The organism is Komagataeibacter europaeus LMG 18890, from assembly GCF_000285295.1.
Taxonomy (GTDB): Bacteria; Pseudomonadota; Alphaproteobacteria; order Acetobacterales; family Acetobacteraceae; genus Komagataeibacter; species Komagataeibacter europaeus.
In genome coordinates this window covers 42687-60236 of record NZ_CADP01000011.1, presented here as the reverse complement: position 1 = coordinate 60236, position 17550 = coordinate 42687, and the positions used below count along the sequence as shown (strand labels likewise).

Here is a 17550-nt window from a genome sequence, read left to right as displayed (position 1 = left end):
TTTTTTCCCTGCCTCCCGTAGAGACCTTGGTAAACCCGATCTTTTCGGGAGATGCTCGGGTGAAGGAAAACTCCGTTGTATCCTGCAGGATCAGGACTGGCCCTGCAGTCGCATCGAAACGCTGGGCGGTAGCAGAAAAATGCCCTTCAAGGATTTTGTCTTCGCTTACATTTGCATTTGCAAAAAATCTATATGCTGCCTTGGTCGCAGACCAATCCTGAAATGCCGTCGGGAGAGACTTGCCCGGTCGTTCAGCAAGTGCCGCGAGCATCGTGCCCAGACGCCTGTTCAGGCGCTCGTCGCCAAGGTCAGATCCGGATATTTCCTGTATGACCCAATCCTGTACCATTCTCACACCCCGCCTGCATAAAGGTGACAGAAAAGGAATCACAACAGATTCATCTGCATCAAGCACAAAATTCAAGAACAGCAGATTTGTGGGTAACTGCAAGGGTGGTGGTGCCGGTACTGTCCGTCAGTTCAGCCATGGCGGCGCCGAACAGGGCGCCCTGTGCAACCTGTTCCAGCCAGTATGCGGCGCGCGCGCTGTCGCCTTCATGCAGACGCCCTTCGACAAAGGCGAAATGGGCGCGGAAGATCTGCGGCAGGTTTGAATCCGCTTCGGCCAGTTCGGCCAGCAACGCGAAGGTTTCCGGCAGGCTGGCCCCGCTGCCCCCATGACGCACCGGCACGCGCAGCGCGCCAAAACCGGCATCAAGCAGCCACCGTACCGCATCATGGGCCAGGATACGATTTTCTTCGCGATCAATGGCGCCATCGGCAATGCGCGCGAAAACCGGGCGCAGCCTGTGCGCAAGCGCATCAATCCGTGGGGAAAAGCCGTGTGGGAGATGTACCGGATCTGTCATGGCGACCTCGATTGCGTGCATATTTTAACTATGTCGTATGCGCATTTACATTTCACACACATTAACAACTAAGATATTCGAGTCAATAAAATAACAACTATTCCGTATGATTTTATATGAGGGATCGAGGAGGAAATCTGACAAATTTCACTGGAATATGGTTTAAAATGAGTGTTACGATTTTATTAATAATCTGTTTTCAAAAGATATTTTTTATAAAAATATAACACGATTGAATCGTATTATATGGAGCAGGCACACTTCCGTTAAATTATACAAATTTTATCGTTATATAATGCCCGGACGGCACAGCCCTTGAATCGGCGCATGGTCTACACGGCATGATCGTGTTGAAAACCCGGACAGAGGGAAATTATCCCGTTGACATATGAATTTACGTTTATAATGTCATAAATACATATTAACGGTTTTATATTGTTAAATATATCCTCCATCCCTGGCCCGATTCAGCAACCGGCAGGGATCTGTCGGACGGCATATGTCCCACCCCTGTTACAGGTAAGCCTGCAATGAAACGGTATTCACGTCGCACGTTCCTGACCGGTCTTGGCATGGCGCTGTCATGCCTCGCGTGGATGCCGCGCCGGGCGCATGCGGCACGGGATGTCACGGTCCGCGTGGGCTACCAGCAGTACGGCACGCTGGTGGTGCTGAAACATAGCGGGTTGCTGGAACGCGCCCTTGTCCCGCGTGGGATGCATGTGCAGTGGTCCGAATTCATTGCCGGTCCCCAGCTGCTGCAGGCGCTTGCGGCGGATGCCATCGACATTGGCGAAACCGGGAATGCCCCCCCGGTCATGGCGCAGGCCGCATGGCCTGATGGGCTGGCCTGTATCGGCTGTTCCGCCCCCGCCCCGCATGGCGAAGGCGTGCTGGTGCCCGCCGGCAGTCCCATACAGACCCCGGCTGATCCGAAGGGACGCAGGATTGCCCTGAACCGTGGGTCCAACGTACATTACCTGCTGCTGGTACTACTGCAGCGTGCGGGGATTGCATGGACGGATATCCACCCTGTCTATCTGCCGCCCGCCGCCGGTCGTGCCGCGTTCGAGACCGGGCGCGTGGATGCATGGGCAATATGGGATCCGTATCTGAGTGCGGCCCTGGTGGATACGCAAGGCCGCCTGCTGGTGGATGCGCAGGGTGTGACGACCAACCGGCAGTTCCTGATCGCCAGCAGGCCGTTTGCGGACCGCAATCCGGGTGACTTCTTCACCCTGCTGGCGCAGGTGCGACAGGACTGCGTGCAATGGGCGGCGGATCATGCCGATACGCTGACCACGGACATTGCCGCCGGTACCGGCCTGTCCCGTCCCGTCATTACCCGTGCACTGGCGCAACTGGCGTTGCAACCCGCACCGCTGGACCCGGCCGTCGTGACGGAACAGCAGGATATTGCAGCAACCCTGTTCCATGCGCATCTGATCCCGACCGTGCCGGATGTCCGGGCCATTGTGCGGGGGGCATGAGACCATGGTTCTGACACGATATACCGCACATGACGCCATTGATGCGGCAACGCACCTGCAGGCGCGCTTTGCCACCCGTGCGGCGCACCATGACCGCACCGGGATTTTTGCACAGGAGAATATTGATGACCTGCGCCGGGCGGGACTGCTGTCGCTGCGTATTTCCACCCCCGAACGGCCCATGCCGTTTACCCTTGGCGTGGTGCAGGACATCGTGGGCCGGATTGCACAGGGCGATGCTTCTACCGCGCTGGTCATGGTCAACCATTACATGGTACGCGCCGCGATTGCGCACCACGAATTCGGCTCCGGTGTTTTCGTGCGCTGGATGGAAGAGGAACAGCATGACCGGCTGACCAATATCCTGCTGGCGGAACCCGATCTTGGCTCCGCATCGCGCGGCGGCCTGCCCGGCACGGTGGCGACCCGCACGGCCGGGGGATGGGTGCTGGATGGACGCAAGGCCTATGTCACCGGCATTCCCGGCCTGTCATGGCTGCTGGTGCGCGCCCGCACGGACGAAGACCCGGTGCGGGTGGGCACATTCATGGTCCCGGCCACGGCGGAGGGTATTCATGTCATTGAAAACTGGGACCATATCGGCATGCGCGCCAGCAACAGCCATGAAGTCACCTTCACGCAGGTCGTGCTTCCGCCCGATGCGGCGCTGGGCCTGCACGCGCCCGATACGCCCCCGGCAGGACGCAATATCCTCATGTTATGGAATACGGGCCTGCTGGGCGCCTTGTATAATGGCATCGCCACGTCCGCGCTGACATGGTTTGGCGAATTTCTGAAAAATCGCGTGCCATCCAATCTGGGCGCACCGCTTGCGACCCTGCCCGCCATGCGCGACGCCGTGGGGGGCTTCGCCATTACGCTGCACATGAACGCCATGCTGCTGCGGCTTTATGCCGCGGATGTCACGGCCGCACGCCCCCTGCCCGAACTGAATGCGCATGCGGCGGTGATCAAATCCCGCGTGGTCGATGCGGCGGCCGATTTTACATCCGCCCTGCTGGGTCTTGCGGGCAATGCTGGGCTGTCTGCCCATAACCCGCTGGAACGCGCCCATCGTGACGCGCTGTGTGGCCGCATCCATGCACCCCATGGCGAATTGCTGCGCCGGATCGCGGGCCAGCGGGCGCTGTCATGAATCCCGATCATCCCTGATTCCATCCAGACTGGACCTACCATGACCCATACGGAATTTGTCGGCACGGGTGAGACGGATGTCCCCCCGTTTCCCCTGCCGCCTGCTGGCGTGCCCGTCATCGCGAATGATGACGCGGCATTGCGCATTGCAGCCGAAGTCGCCCGGCAGATCGCGCCAGGGGCCGCACAACGCGACCATGAAAACCGCTTTCCCGCGCGTGAACTGGACATCTTTTCCGGTTCCGGGCTGTGGGGTATTACCGTGCCACGCGCCTATGGCGGGGCCGCTGTGTCCTACCGCACGTTGGGACAGGTGATCCGGCTGATTGCAAAAGCGGATTCAGCGGTGGCGCAACTCAGCCAGAATCACTTCGCCACGATCGCCAGCCTCGTCTCCTGCGCCAGTCCAGAACAGGCGCGCGACCTGTTTGCGCTGGTGCTGAAAGGATACAGGTTTGGCAATGCATTTTCAGAACGTGGCATCAGGCATGTCGGGGCGCTGAAAACACGTTTTCAGATAACGGGCGACACCGTTACCCTGAATGGCATCAAGCATTACTGCACGGGGGCGCTGTCGGCACATCTGGTGCAGATCGTGGCACTGGATGAAGACGGGCACAGCCATCTTGCCATTGCGGAGCGTCATGCGCCCGGCCTGAATGTCATCAATGACTGGTCTGCATTTGGACAGAAAGGAACGGCAAGCGGCACCGTGCAACTGACGGACGTGCAGGTGCCACGCAACCGTGTCATCCCGGTCTGGAAGGCCTACAGGCCTGACGCGCCATTTGCCGACAGCGCCATATCGCAGTTCATACAGGCGGCCATCGACGCGGGCCTGGCCGACGCGGCAATCGATGCGACAATCGATCTGGTCCATACCCGCGCCCGCGCGTGGATCGACAGTGGACAGGAAAAGGCATCGGACGATCCTTATACAATCCAGATGGTCGGGGCGTTGAAAATACGCCTGAATGCTGGACTGGCCCTGCTGGACAGGGCAGGTGATGCCATTGATTACGCCGTTTCAACCCCAAGTGCGCAAAGTGTCGCTACCGCTCAGATCGAGACAGCGCAGGCCAAGGTTCTGACGACCGAAAGCGCCATGGAGGCGACAAACAGACTGTTCGAACTGGCTGGCGCATCCGCCACGGACCGGAAGCTGAACCTTGATTACCTGTGGCGTAACGCGCGTACGCACACGCTGCATGATCCGGTACGCTGGAAATATGCGATTGTGGGAAATTACTACCTGAACCATGCCCTGCCACCGTTACATGCATGGAGCTAGGGCAGGAGGGTGCATAAATAACAAATAAAAACTGTATAATAATGTAGGCCAAACAGAGGGCAACTTCCTGTCGGATATGCAATCCGTTGCGTTGATGGGAAGAAAATTTCTGCTTTCGGTATGATTGCTGTCGTTTCTGATTATGGAATCATACCGATCATAATTTTGTTTAATTATATGATAAAAAACAATAATTTTTTAAAATTTCATGGACATCCGGGTCGCGTGGCTGCATGGGCTGCCTATAATTAACTATTATATATGTGTATATGTTGTTTTGGTACAACTGTTCCGTATTTTTGGAATTCCAGACCTTCATGCCTGTATGAAAAGTCCATTCTGGCCGCTAACAAATTAATGCGTTCCTTGCGGTCATAATGGAAAAACTACAATGTTAAAAAGTGAATTATTCCGGCCCTCCACCGTATTACCTCCCCATCTCCATCCCCAGCTGTATCGTGGCCGGATCCCTGCCGGGGAGGCACAGGGCAAACGCACCTTTGTCCTCGCCAGTGGTCTGTTTGGCGTTCTGTTTGCATCCCATCACGCCCTGGCTGCCGTATCTGTCGCGCCGGATGAAACGACCACGCATCGTATCCCCCACCGCACCCCTGTCCGGCATGCCGCAGGGGGACATGACGCAGCCAGCCATCATGATGGTCATGCGGATGGTAACGGGCTGGATGCCAGCACGGTCGAACATATTGCCGTGCATCATCACAGTGCGGCAACGCATCAGGCGGAGGTGTACCTGAAAACCATTCCCGGCGGCACCAGCGTCATTGACGCGGCCACCGTGCTGAAGGGACGGAACGCCACCAATGCGGATGCATTCAAGTATCAGGCGGGCGTATTTGCCCAGGCCCCCTGCGGATCGGATGACCTGCGTATTTCCATTCGTGGTTCGGGCATCCAGACAGGACTGAACGCCACGCGTGCGGGCATTATGTTCCTGTTTGACGATATTCCGCTGACCACGCCCATTGGCACGGTCAATGAACTGCAGGAACCATTGGGCATCCGGTATACCGAGATCATGCGCGGCGGGAATGGCATCGATTTCGGTTCCACCCAGTTGGGTGGCGCGATCAATTACGTCACGCAGACGGGATATAATTCACAGCGTTATCAGGCTCGTGTGGAAGCAGGCAGTTTCGGCTACGTGAAGGAACAGCTGAGTTCGGGCACTGTCATCGGCAAATCCGACTATTATCTCAGTGTTACCAATTCCTATCGCGGGGGCTACCAGGACAATACCAAGACCACGAATTTTGGTGTGAATTTCAATTACGGTTACAAATTCAGCGACAATGTCGATAACCGTTTTTTCTTCCGCTATCGCCAGACATGGGAAGGCAACCCCTATTATCTGACGCGTGACCAGATCCGTGACAATCCGCGCCAGATGCAGCCCGAATATGCGACATGGGGCACAAAGACCATTGAACCCGGCACCAAATATGCTGCCGACCGGCTGAGGATCCGTATTGATGACCAGTCCAGGCTGACCGTTGGCTTCGCCTACCTGAACGCGCCGATGGACCATGAACTGGGTAATACCTCGTCACTGTACAATATCGACTACGCCACGGGCATGGTGAATTACACACGTCAGGACAAGCTGCTGGGGCATGCCAGTGATACGGATATCGGTATCTATACATCGCATGACCTTGACGCCACCATTGACAACCGGGTGCGTCGGCAGGCGGCCTATCCCGGTTATGCGCTTGGCACCCTTGTGACCCGTTCGCACCTGGGGGGAAGTGATACGGTTTTCCATGTGCGCAACAATACCGAACTTTTTCACAACTTCTGGCTGACCGCGGCCGGCGCGTTAAGCTACACCCCGCGTTCGGGATCACAGACATACCCGCAGACAAGTTCCTTCAGCCAGAATGCGCTGTATTTCGCACCGCGCGCGGGGTTCCGTTATGTCATCACCCCCAATGTCGAGGTGTACAGCAATGTCAGCCGCAGCGTGCAGAGTCCGCAGGACTGGCAGTACCTTTCGGGCGCCAATTATACATCGGGGATCGCCACGGGCCTGACAAAAGACTGGGCCAACCTGCGTCCCCAGACGGCCACGACATTTGAAGTGGGCACCAGCGGCCATTTTGCCGGTACGGAATGGAGTGTCACCTACTACCACTCCGCCGTTCATAACGAATTATTGGCGGTCGCGACCCCTAATTCCATCCTGTACAACAACTCCACTTACGGCAATGCATCGCCCACAACGCATCAGGGGGTTGAAACGTCCTTTCATTCAACGTTGTACAAATGGCAGGGCAACATCATTTCGCTTCGCCAGGCCTATACATTCCAGAGCTTCCGCTTCAACCATGACGCAACATGGGGACACAACTACATTCCCGGTATTCCGCGTCATTTCTATCAGGGAGAATTGCACCTTGATATGAAGAACGGATTTTATACTTCATTCGATGTGGAAGTCTCGTCTTCGGTGCTGGCTTCGTATGACAACCAGTACAAGGCCGCGCCCTATCATATCTATAATTTTGATATCGGTTACCTCTGGCCAAACAAGCACCGACAGGTGTTCCTGAGCCTGCACAACCTTGCCAACAAACATTACGCAACGGGTGTGGTGCCGGTCTATTCCACCAGCAACGGACAGCAGCCTGCCGCCATGCTGTCGGGTGACGGGTTCGGCATTTTTGCGGGTGTGTCCATCGGGTTCAATTGATCACGGGCGGCGGTCCGGACCTGCCAGCAAAAAAACAGGGCGCATGACAGGGCAGGGGGATATCATCCAGCCTTCTGCCCGGACACCCCGTCGGATCCGGATTGCAGGCCGGGGCCGTAAATGGCCCCGCAGCGCGATACGCCGGCCACATCCCGCCTGCAAATCATGAAAAAGCTTCAGGAAAAGCAGCATCCTTGAAATCCTGCTGATTTTTTATCAACAGGTTGTTTCAAAAGCAGTTCCTTACCGAAGCAGGAAGAATACCAGCGCCCATAATGGCACGCTGAACATCAGGCCAAAGATGATGCCCCGGATTGGCGTGTGGCGGTATCCTGCCGGTTTGCTGGCGGGACGATCGTCATGGTGCTGGCCTGTCTGTGACAGGGCAATGCTTTCAAGTGACATGATCCAGAAAACCTTTTGCTGAAATATGACGCAACACAATTCAGGTCTTGACCGTAAAACGATAACATCGCCTTAAAAATAACACACTTTCCTGTCAATCAGTAAAATGGGTTATTCCATTCTTTCCTCAACCATGCTGCGATGGCGCATGGCACAGGGAATGCCATTTTCTTCTCATAATCCACTGTTTTTACATTTTTTTTCTGTCATGAAAAGGAATGTGTAGATCCTGTCCCGGCAATTTTTGCAGATGATCGCGGGTTGGCCCTGCCAGCATGCCGTGTTGAGCAGGACCGTGTCGTTGCGTTTGCTGCCTGCATCCCTCGTATTTATATTTCCTCCTGTTGCGAGACCGTAAAAATAGTCTTCTTGAGTAATAAAAGGTTTCGGCTACCGCCTTTTTAAAAAAAATATTCAGTAAAAAAATTCTTTAATTTTCGGGATGTACCAAATGGATGGGATTTTGTGCCCGTCCGGTCAGACATGGATACAGGCAATGACGCTGCGTAAACTTGGCTGCCTTCCCGCCCGGGTACAGGCGCGCCAGCCCCTGCTATCGGGCATGCGTAATTTCATGGCCCGCAAGGCCCCGCCGCGACTGGCGCGCGAACGGATCGATCCCGCGCCACGCATGCTGGGCAATGACGTGCTGGGGGACTGCACGGCAGCGGGAATCGGTAATCATATCCGTGCCACGGCGGCGCTGGCGGGTTACCAGATTGCGGTGGATACGGACGATGCGGTGCGTTTTTATGCCTGTTCAACCGGGTATGTGCCGGGTAATCCACAGACGGATCAGGGTGGGGTGGAAGTGGATGTCCTGGTCACCGCGCTGCGGGCAGGATACGTCCTGGCTGACCAGACGCTGTTTCCGTTATGGGGCAGCGTGGATGCTGGCGACCTGAATGGCATCCGCAACATCACGGCGGGGCTGTCCGCCGCCTATCTCGGGGTACGGCTTGCGCAGGCGGATATGTGGGAAGATGCCGCGGGCAGCCTTGCCCCGGTATGGGACACCGTCACGCCCGCCAGCCATGGTGACCCGACACCGGGCAGCGCGGGTGGCCACTGCCTGCTGTTATGGGATTATGACGGCACGGCGGATACCGACCTTGTCACGCTGCTGACATGGGGCGCCCTTCAGAAAGCGACGTGGCGGTGGCTGCGCAGTCGCCTGATGGAAGCCCATGGCCTGGCATGGCGGCAGTTGCTGCCCAACGGGATGCTCGCCCCCACGGGGCAGGACTGGGATGCCCTTGTCGCCAGTAACGAAGCCTATCTTGCCGGCGTGTCGTCCACCACCGCCCGCTGAAATCGCCACCAACGCTCTCGCTTGCAGGATGATCATGAAAATCCTTATGCCCATGCTGGCCGTTGCCGCATGCCTGTCCGGCTGTGCGCATGGCCACGCCGTACAGACCACGATCCCGGCCGCCATGGCGGGCATACAGTCCACGCTGGTACGGGCGGGGGCGGTACCCGTTTCACATGCGGGCGACTGGACCACGCAGCAGGATGCACGTTTCGGCCAGGCGGTACGGGCCGCGCAGTGCGCACAACAGACAGCGGACCCCGTGGTGGGCACGATTGCGGGGGACGTGACGCTGCAGCTTGCCGGTAGTTTTACCCGTGGCGGCGAATTCAGTGTGGGGGCGCTCACGACCGCCCCGACCCTTGGCCTTGCCACCGATGCCAGCCGCACCAACAGCCAGCAGGTCAGCCTGTCGCTATCCTATGCGCCGCTGTCATCATTGCCCGATGTCGAAATGGGGCGGCAGATGGGATATGAAGCAGTCCTGTTCGGGCAGAATGATCGCGTGCGACAGGATGAGGCAAAGCGCCTGATGGTGGATCGCGACACGTTGCGCCAGTCCATCCGTGTCCTGATCCATGCATGGGACGCCACGCGTTGCACGGCCATCGCGCCGGTGACGCCATTTGTCAGCCTGCGGCGGGGCCGCAGACCTGATCCCGGCACATATGGACATGGTAACATGGACAGAAAACATTAAATAAGAGATATGTATTAATTTTACGTTCCTGCATGCGTATCAGGTCCCTGCATAAAATATATTTCCAAATTACCTGCATTTCCCTGCGGTCAGGAACAGAGAAATCTGGTACAGCCGCCCTTTCCCACCCTGACGGACAGACCGCCATGACCTGCGGTTGCGGATGGGAAGGTGCGCATCCGTTTCCCGGTGCGTCCGACCCTTCTCCCGGCGTGGCGGCATGGGCCGCTACCGTAAATTCAAGGACGCGTATCTTGCCTGTTGCGTTGCTGGCCCTTGCTATCGGGGCGTTTGGCCTTGGCACGACGGAAACCATCGTCATGGGGCTGCTGCCCCAGCTTTCGGCCGGGTTGCATGTCTCCATCGCGCAGGCGGGACTGCTGGTGTCGGGCTATGCCATCGGGGTGACCATTGCATCGCCGCTGGTGGCGATCCTGACCAACAGCCTGTCACGCCGTGCGACGCTGCTGCTGACAATGGCAATCTTCATCGCGGGCAATGCGTGCAGCGCCCTGGCCCCTACTTACACCAGTCTCATGCTGGCGCGCGTGCTGACATCATTTTCACACGGGACATTCTATGGCGCGGCGTCCATCATGGCGGCCCAGGTCGTGCCCCCGGCCAGGCGGGCGGAAGCCCTGTCGCTGGTCTATATCGGGCTGACGCTGGCCATGATCCTTGGCGTGCCCATGGGCACGGTCGTGGCGCAGATGACATCGTGGCGCATGGCGTTCTGGCTGATCTGTGCCGTGGGCGTGCTGGCATGGACCACCATGTGGCTGTGGATTCCACAGGACCGGGCCAGTGGTCCCGCCATCCCGCTATCGGCGCAGTTCAGGGCCATGCTGCACCCGCTGGTCGTGACCATGATGCTGGTTTCAATGTGCACGTCGTCGAGCATGTTTACCCTGTTTACCTATATCACCCCGTTCCTGCAGACCCGGTCCGGCTTCAGCACGCATGCGATTGACGTCATCCTGCTCATGATCGGGGGCGGGCTGTGTCTGGGCAACCTGCTGGGTGGGAAACTGGCGGACTGGAAGATGCTGCCATCGTGCGCCGGGCTTATGGCCGCCGTGGCGATCGTGCAGGTGCTTCTGGTGCCCGGCAGCCTGCATCCATGGATCTGCCTCGTGCTGCTGTTCCTGTGGGGGGTGTTCATCTATGCGCCCATGGCTCCGCTGCAGACATACGTGGTCGCCTGTGCCGGGTCCGCGCCCAACATTGCCGCCGTCATGAACCAGAGTTCCTTCAATTTTGGCAACGCGGTCGGTGCGTGGGCGGGCAGTCATATCGTGGATACCCACTGGTCCTATGGCGGGCTGCCGGTCCTGTCCTCGTGTTTTGCCTTTATCGGGTTCGGGCTGGTGGGACTGGCGGAATATTATGTCCGGCGACAGGCGAAAAAGCCCCGTGAAGTCGTGCCGCACCCCCTGACCAGCGCCACCCACGCCGTGGTGGCGAAACCGGAACAGACCCTGCATCCCCACGCGTGATGGGGATGCGCGGGAAAGTGGCGCCCGGTTTTTCCATGCCGCGACAGGTCAGCCGTTCCGGGCGGGGATGAATATGGCAGGCTGATGCGTCACGGCATATGCATGAGCAGACCAGCCAATATGCCAGCATCCGGCCATGAAACATGGCATGCTACGATAACAGGCAACCGTACGGGTCTTGTGGACAGGCGTCAGGAGCCCCTTCGCACAGGTCCATTCCTGCCGGGCAAAGGTGCATTTCCGTATATGGATCGCCCGCATGCCCCGTGGAATTCGCGCGATCGTTTCATTTCGTTTCCTTTATTCATGCACCGTAAGGCTACAGGCGCATAATATTGTACTGATCGTTGTCGGTCGTACCATGTGGAATGAACGCGTCCATGCAAACGCTGCTGCAACCTATCCTGCGGGTCAGAATGTCCAGTGATGTGCATGAACGCCTGGCGTCACTACGCATTCCCTATCCCCCTGGTCCCAAGCGGCTTAAACGTGCGGATATGGTGCGTGCGCGCGGCGTGCTGTTTATCCATGTGCCCAAGAATGCCGGGACATCCGTGGCGCGTGCCCTGTACGGAATGGACATAGGACACGAAACCATCCGGTATTTTCGGCGTCGCATCCCTGACCTGGTGGGTTTTCCTTCCTTTGCCATCCTGCGTGACCCGGTGCAGCGTTTCATGTCCGCCTATCACTATGCCCGTGCGGGTGGCAGCGAGGCGCGGCATGTGGCGCAGGGATTCCGTCCGGCCTATATGGCTTTCAACGGGATTGACGACGCGCTGGATCATATCGCCCATGTCCATTCATGCTACGACATGGATCACATCTTCCGTCCCCAGTCGTGGTACCTGACCGATGAGCATGGGCAGGTTGCGGTGGATCGCCTGTTCCTGATGGATTATATGCGCCGCATACAGGATTTTGTCCGGAATTATACGTCCAACCCCATCGGTCATGCCAATGCAGGTGGCGGCGCGGACGAAATGCCCAGTGCCGACCAAATTACGCGCATACGCCAGATCTATCGTCAGGATTACGACCTGATTGCCAGTGTCAGGCATAATCATTTGTCCCGCCTGGCGGATATGACATCGCCATCCCTGCCGCGCCGGTCCGCTTTCGATTTTGTATAAGAAACATCTTCAGGGTGCGACTGGACCGGCATTGCGCACCGGATTCATCGACCGGACATGAAAAACGGATCCGGACAGTTTACATAAAAAACCGCATCAGCAGATGCCGGGCTGGTAAACACCCGGTGTGGCTGGATGGCCGCAGTGCAGGAAAACAGGATTTCCTTCATGAATTCCTGTTTCGTATATGCGAAAGATGATTGATGAAGGCCGTACCAGAATCCGCCTTGTCAGAACGACCATCCCCATTTCGGAGCAACACAGCCGCATGACAGTTGAGACCCACCGCAGCAATCACCTGTTCCACACCTTCCTGTCGCGTATCGGTGGTGTATGTATCGTCCTGTTGCCTGTCGGTGGCCTTGCGGGGTGTGGTTATACGGACTCCCGTACTGCGCACCGTGCGCAGCTTGCCATGATCGGCATGAACAGCACGGATGTGCAGTCATGCGTGGGCATTCCCGACAAGATCAAGAAAATAGACGATCACGTGCAGATATTTGAATATTCACGCACGCTGAATATCCCGTCCACGAATGATTCAACGCTTTTTCCGCTACAGACCCTGGTCAACCTGACGGAAACAGCCGTGGGCGGCGCGGGCAAGACCTGCGTCGCGGATATCCGTATCGAGGATGATAAGGTGGTGGATCTGCATTACAGCGGCGATGATGACGAAATCATCGGATCCGATGGGGTCTGTTCAATTGTGACACGGGGATGCGTGCGCAAGCCGGTCGCGTCAATGCGACATGTCAGACGCGGCCCGCTGGGACCGATTTCCGCGTTCCATTCCCCCAGAACGCCCCCTGTGCCCGAGGAAGCAACGCAGGTACAAGCGACGCAGGTAACAGTCCCGGCCACGAACGCCGCGACTGTCAAATGATCGGTGCCGCGTTCCCGTGCCGCCGCGTGGATATGCGGCGGCCCGGACAGGCTGTTTATTCCGCGGACTTGCGACCGAAGGCATAGCTGACCACTGATGCCGCCGCCAGAATCAGGAACCCGAACACCTTGCAATAGGTCGGGATCCTGTTTTCATGCAGGCGGACTTCCCCCTTCAGGCCGGCAAGATGATCCGCGATCTGCTTGTGCAGTTCGGATTTGTGCTGGTGCAGGGACTTTTCAAAATGCTTCGTGATTTCCTGAATGTCTTCAGGGCTGAGCTTGCGAAGGTTTTCAGCGGTACTCATGATCCGGTTTCTCCTGTTGCCATTCGATGCAGGTTGCCCGTACGATTGGCCGGGCTCTCTCCCCAGATGTCGGGTCCGGCGGGAGCGTTTTCAAGAGCCGATATTATATCTCGCTTATTCACAAAACGGGGCCAACCATCGCCAGGACATTGTTCCACAGGACACGGTATTTCGGCCAGTTCATGACCATGTCCAGTGTCACGGGGGTGGCGGCATTGGTATAGGTCTTCTGGCGTGCGTGGATGTCAGCCGTGAACGCGGGGTCCACGAACAGGATATTGTTTTCAAAATTGAGGTCAAAGCTGCGCCGGTCCAGGTTGGCTGATCCGATCATGGTCATTTTCCCGTCCACTGTCAGCGCTTTGGTATGCAGCAGGCCGTGCGGGTATTCATACAGCTTGACCCCCGCTTCCAGCAGTTCACGGTAATAACTGCGGCTGGCACCGGCGACGATCCATGAATCATTGCGGGTGGGAACCGTAAGCGTCGTGTTCACGCCGCGCCGGGCGGCTGCGCACAGGGCGGCCTGTATGGGTTCGTCAGGAACATAATAGGGTGTCGTAACCGTCAGGTCCCGTGCCGCCGCATTCATCAGTGACACAAACACTTCCGGCATCGCGGCATAGCGCACGGCGGCGCTTGTCCCGATGACCTGGGCCACGAAGCCGTCTCCTGCCGGTATGGCTGCCGTGGCCAGCAGTTCGGTCAGGTCTTCATCGGTATGGCCGAACCAGTCTGTTGCAAACAGGTGCTGGTTCTGCAGCACCACAGGGCCTTCAAACCGTGTGACCAGGTCAACCCAAGGGGCAAAGCGGGGCTTAACCCGGAATGCGGCGTCGGCGCAGTTCTGGCTGCCGCAATAGGTTACACGGTTGTCAATGACGACAACCTTGCGGTGGTTGCGCATGTCAAACCGCCCGCGAAAGGGGCGTTGCAGCAGGTTGCCGATGGGTAGCGCACGCACAAGCCGCACGCCCGCCGCCTGCATGTCCCGCCAGTGGTGGCTGTGGATCAGGCGCCGTGATCCCAGGTCATCCGCCATGACGCGGCATGTCACACCGCGTCCTGCCGCGCGTTTCAGGGCCTCGACCACCTTCATCCCATTATTGTCGGACAGCCAGATATAGAAACTGATATGCACATGTTCCCGCGCCGCATCGATATCACGCACCATGGCCGTGATGGCGGCATCTGAATCCGGCATGAGGGCTGCGCTGTTGCCCCCCATGGGGGGATAACCACTAATGGACTGCCCGACGCGGAACAGCGGGGCAAGGCGCGGATGCAGCCCGAAATCACGTTCGGCATCGATCAGCGCATTGCTGGTCTTGCCGGGGATGGGCAGCCGCCTGATGGCCTCACGGATACGCTGGAGGATACGCTCGTTCAGGTGGGTCTCGCCCAGCAGCAGGTAGGCAATCATGCCAAGGATGGGCAGGGAACCGATAATGGCCACCCATGCCACGCGTGACGCGGGCTGCCGGTGGGGGCGGAGCAGGACGCGGATGATGAACAGGATCTGGAAACTGATGGTGGTTGCCGCACTGATCCAACCCCATTGCATGACCTGTTTTCCCATCCTGTCCGGAAATTGATGTATGACAGCCGGTATCGTATCGCCTTGGCTGGGCATGGACAACCGATGGCGGTCATGACCGGCGGGGGTACCTGTCGCGGGTGGCCCGTGGAAACCGTTTCGGACGCCCGGGGGTCATGAAGAAGCTGTTTCCCAAAAAGCATCGGGAACGCTGCCTCCGGGGGAAGGCTGTCTCAAGCTGTCCCTAATGTATCGTGGGCTTGGATATCTCGCTGTCGGTCATTACCTTTCGCGCCGCCGCGATGGCGGTATGAAGCTGCGCGTGGATGTTGACGGCGCTGATGACCGGGGTGATGCGATGGCGGTCCATGTCGGCCCGCAGGTAGGGGGTGACGCGGCCAAATATCACGGTTACATGCCGCGCCCGCAGGGTCGTGAACAGGTCACGCAGGTCGCTTGCGGCGGAAAAGTCGATATCCGTGATGGCGCTGGCATCGATTACAAGACACCGGACGGGGGTCGGGGCATTGTCAACCAGCACTTGCACGTCATGCGCGAACCGCGTGGCGTTGGCATAGAACAGGTCGGCACAGAAGCGATAGACAATCAGTCCCGGCGCGGTCTGCTGTCCGGGTCTTACGTCATAGGGTTCCAGCAGGCCGGACTGCCCGTCCCGGCGCAGGATCATCGTATGGGGTTCGTAGCTGTGTCGCACATGGCGGAACAGCGACAGCGCGATGGCCAGGAAGATGCCCTGTTCCACCCCGATGCCCACGACAGCGGCGGCGGTCATCAGCGCCAGCCCGAATTCACCGGGGCTTTCGCGCCGGATGGCGACCATCGCCTGCAGGTCGATCATGCCCAGCGCCACGGTAAAGACGATGGATGCCAGCACGCAGCGCGGCAGGTACTGCAGCGGCGCGGTCAGAAACACCAGTACAAGCATCGTGACGATGGCAAATGTCAGCTGTGCAAGCTGGCTGCGCGCGCCTGCCCGCACGGCCATCGCGGTCTGGGTCGGGCTGCCGTTGACGGTGAATGTCCCGCTCAGCCCCGCCGCCGCGTTGGCGGCGCACAGGCCCAGTATGTCCGCGTTGTCATCCACCGGATCATGGAAGCGCAGGGCAAAGGCGCGTGATGTCGCGGCACTCTGCGCAATGATGACGAAAACGCATGATGTCGTGGCAGGCAGCAGCGCCAGCATGTCATTCCATGACACATCGGGTATGGACAGGCGGGGCAGGCCGCCCACGATCGGGCCGATCGTCTCTATTCCGAACCGGGACAGGCCAAAGGTCATGCTGACCATGATCGTGCCCACCACGGTCACCAGCGCCAGTGGCGCACGTGGCGTCAGCCGGTCCCCCGTCATGATGATGGCCACGATGCCGGCGGACAGCAGCAGGGTCGGGATATTGACATGCGAAAGCTGCGCCAGTGTCTGGAACAGCTGTAGTAACGGGTTGTGCGCCGTGGTGGTAATGCCCAGCATGTCGCGCGTCATGGCCAGTGCGACCTGCACCCCCACCCCGGCAAGGAATCCCACAAGCACGGTGCGCGAAAGGAAATCCGCCAGAAAGCCCAGGCGGAACAGGCGTGCGACCAGCAGGAAGCCCGCGCTGAGCAGGGCAACCATGCTGACCAGCGCCATGTAATGCGTGCTGCCCGGTGTCGCCATGCGACCGACCGCACTGGAAAAAATGGCGGCGGTGGCGGAATCGGCTGCGACAACCAGATGTTTCGATGCCCCGAAACACGCGAATGCCACCAGTGGCAGCAGTACCGTGTACAGTCCCGTTACCGCAGGCATGGCGGCAATGCGCGTGTAGCCCAGAACCTGCGGAATGTTCATGGAGGCAAGCGACAGGCCGGCCAGGATATCATGCAGCCGGGCACGCAGCCCATTGTGGGCGGGTACGCTGCCTGCCGTTGTTCCAGAGTCCGATCTGCCTGTTCCGGTCTGCATGACCAACACCGTCCATCATCCACACGACCGGACCGGCAACGCGCCAGCCTTTACAACGGCATGTGTTCAGTAGTGCCGGTCATATCCGGCAAAGATCGCGCAACTGGCAAGGGCAGGACCCTGACATCTGCCATGCTGGCACGCCTGTCACGACGGCATTGTGCTGGAGAAAGAGGCGAAAAATGAATTACTGATAAAAAGTAATAATTTCTTTTGGTACTATATTTATTTCAGAAATTCGGCGTTTCCTGAAGTTTTTTTGAGAAAAGATTCGCCAGAAATTTTTGCGAAAA

General features: G+C 58.2%; 14 protein-coding genes and 1 pseudogene. 9 read left to right on the top strand and 6 right to left on the bottom strand.

What is annotated here, in order from left to right; all coding sequences use genetic code 11:
- A partial coding sequence (locus GEU01_RS06275; protein ID WP_026018546.1) for an IS4/Tn5 family transposase DNA-binding protein occupies positions 1-349 on the bottom strand: 349 nt, incomplete at its 3' end.
- A 103-nt stretch (positions 350-452) separates the two neighbouring features.
- Positions 453-869: pseudogene (locus tag GEU01_RS06270) on the bottom strand (acyl-CoA dehydrogenase family protein); the annotation flags it as partial.
- A 530-nt stretch (positions 870-1399) separates the two neighbouring features.
- Between GEU01_RS06270 and GEU01_RS06265 the strand changes: the two are divergent.
- The 4 genes from GEU01_RS06265 (at position 1400) to GEU01_RS06245 (ending at position 7515) form a co-directional block, all read left to right on the top strand.
- Entirely contained in the window at positions 1400-2359 is a 960-nt protein-coding gene (locus GEU01_RS06265; protein ID WP_019085389.1) for an aliphatic sulfonate ABC transporter substrate-binding protein, read from the top strand.
- 4 nt (positions 2360-2363) lie between these two features.
- Positions 2364-3515 carry an acyl-CoA dehydrogenase family protein gene (locus tag GEU01_RS06260; RefSeq protein WP_019085388.1) on the top strand — a complete coding sequence of 384 codons (1152 nt, stop codon included), beginning with the start codon at positions 2364-2366 and terminating at the stop codon, positions 3513-3515.
- Positions 3516-3554: 39 nt separating this feature from the next.
- On the top strand, positions 3555-4805 hold the full coding sequence (locus GEU01_RS06255) for an SfnB family sulfur acquisition oxidoreductase (protein ID WP_019085387.1): 1251 nt from the start codon (positions 3555-3557) through the stop codon (positions 4803-4805).
- 391 nt (positions 4806-5196) lie between these two features.
- Complete coding sequence (locus GEU01_RS06245; RefSeq protein ID WP_232272427.1) at positions 5197-7515, top strand: TonB-dependent receptor family protein; 2319 nt, start codon at positions 5197-5199, stop codon at positions 7513-7515.
- Between the two features lie 243 nt (positions 7516-7758).
- Here GEU01_RS06245 and GEU01_RS26190 read toward each other — a convergent pair whose 3' ends face one another.
- Positions 7759-7920 (bottom strand): hypothetical protein, encoded by a 162-nt coding sequence (locus GEU01_RS26190; RefSeq protein ID WP_019085383.1) that lies wholly within the window; start codon positions 7918-7920, stop codon positions 7759-7761.
- A gap of 496 nt (positions 7921-8416) precedes the next feature.
- On the opposite strand from GEU01_RS26190, the gene GEU01_RS06230 reads away from it, so the two are divergent.
- The 5 genes from GEU01_RS06230 to GEU01_RS06200 all read left to right on the top strand — a co-directional run bounded on the left by GEU01_RS06230 (position 8417) and on the right by GEU01_RS06200 (position 13447).
- Positions 8417-9232, top strand: a complete 816-nt coding sequence (locus tag GEU01_RS06230; protein WP_019085382.1) for a hypothetical protein — start codon at positions 8417-8419, stop codon at positions 9230-9232.
- 34 nt (positions 9233-9266) lie between these two features.
- Positions 9267-9932 carry a hypothetical protein gene (locus GEU01_RS06225; RefSeq protein ID WP_019085381.1) on the top strand — a complete coding sequence of 222 codons (666 nt, stop codon included), beginning with the start codon at positions 9267-9269 and terminating at the stop codon, positions 9930-9932.
- A 146-nt stretch (positions 9933-10078) separates the two neighbouring features.
- A complete protein-coding gene (locus tag GEU01_RS06220; RefSeq protein ID WP_232272426.1) occupies positions 10079-11428 on the top strand; it encodes an MFS transporter in 1350 nt (449 codons plus the stop codon).
- 380 nt (positions 11429-11808) lie between these two features.
- A complete protein-coding gene (locus GEU01_RS06210; protein WP_042710794.1) occupies positions 11809-12561 on the top strand; it encodes a sulfotransferase family 2 domain-containing protein in 753 nt (250 codons plus the stop codon).
- Between the two features lie 196 nt (positions 12562-12757).
- On the top strand, positions 12758-13447 hold the full coding sequence (locus GEU01_RS06200; RefSeq protein WP_019085376.1) for a hypothetical protein: 690 nt from the start codon (positions 12758-12760) through the stop codon (positions 13445-13447).
- A 55-nt stretch (positions 13448-13502) separates the two neighbouring features.
- On the opposite strand, the gene GEU01_RS06195 is transcribed toward GEU01_RS06200, so the two are convergent.
- The 3 genes from GEU01_RS06195 to GEU01_RS06185 form a co-directional block, all read right to left on the bottom strand.
- Positions 13503-13754 carry a hypothetical protein gene (locus GEU01_RS06195; protein WP_010510401.1) on the bottom strand — a complete coding sequence of 84 codons (252 nt, stop codon included), beginning with the start codon at positions 13752-13754 and terminating at the stop codon, positions 13503-13505.
- 118 nt (positions 13755-13872) lie between these two features.
- Positions 13873-15318: a cardiolipin synthase gene (gene cls, locus GEU01_RS06190; protein WP_019085375.1), complete on the bottom strand. Its 1446-nt coding sequence runs from the start codon at positions 15316-15318 to the stop codon at positions 13873-13875.
- 217 nt (positions 15319-15535) lie between these two features.
- Positions 15536-17257 (bottom strand): SulP family inorganic anion transporter, encoded by a 1722-nt coding sequence (locus GEU01_RS06185; protein ID WP_019085374.1) that lies wholly within the window; start codon positions 17255-17257, stop codon positions 15536-15538.
- Between the last annotated feature and the right edge of the window lie 293 nt (positions 17258-17550).

Coding starts and splice junctions, on each gene's coding strand:
- GEU01_RS06265 (WP_019085389.1), top strand. CDS start 1,400: ATGAAACGGTATTCACGTCGCACGTTCCTGACCGGTCTTGGCATGGCG.
- GEU01_RS06260 (WP_019085388.1), top strand. CDS start 2,364: ATGGTTCTGACACGATATACCGCACATGACGCCATTGATGCGGCAACG.
- GEU01_RS06255 (WP_019085387.1), top strand. CDS start 3,555: ATGACCCATACGGAATTTGTCGGCACGGGTGAGACGGATGTCCCCCCG.
- GEU01_RS06245 (WP_232272427.1), top strand. CDS start 5,197: ATGTTAAAAAGTGAATTATTCCGGCCCTCCACCGTATTACCTCCCCAT.
- GEU01_RS26190 (WP_019085383.1), bottom strand. CDS start 7,920: ATGTCACTTGAAAGCATTGCCCTGTCACAGACAGGCCAGCACCATGAC.
- GEU01_RS06230 (WP_019085382.1), top strand. CDS start 8,417: ATGACGCTGCGTAAACTTGGCTGCCTTCCCGCCCGGGTACAGGCGCGC.
- GEU01_RS06225 (WP_019085381.1), top strand. CDS start 9,267: ATGAAAATCCTTATGCCCATGCTGGCCGTTGCCGCATGCCTGTCCGGC.
- GEU01_RS06220 (WP_232272426.1), top strand. CDS start 10,079: ATGACCTGCGGTTGCGGATGGGAAGGTGCGCATCCGTTTCCCGGTGCG.
- GEU01_RS06210 (WP_042710794.1), top strand. CDS start 11,809: ATGCAAACGCTGCTGCAACCTATCCTGCGGGTCAGAATGTCCAGTGAT.
- GEU01_RS06200 (WP_019085376.1), top strand. CDS start 12,758: ATGATTGATGAAGGCCGTACCAGAATCCGCCTTGTCAGAACGACCATC.
- GEU01_RS06195 (WP_010510401.1), bottom strand. CDS start 13,754: ATGAGTACCGCTGAAAACCTTCGCAAGCTCAGCCCTGAAGACATTCAG.
- cls (WP_019085375.1), bottom strand. CDS start 15,318: ATGCAATGGGGTTGGATCAGTGCGGCAACCACCATCAGTTTCCAGATC.
- GEU01_RS06185 (WP_019085374.1), bottom strand. CDS start 17,257: ATGCAGACCGGAACAGGCAGATCGGACTCTGGAACAACGGCAGGCAGC.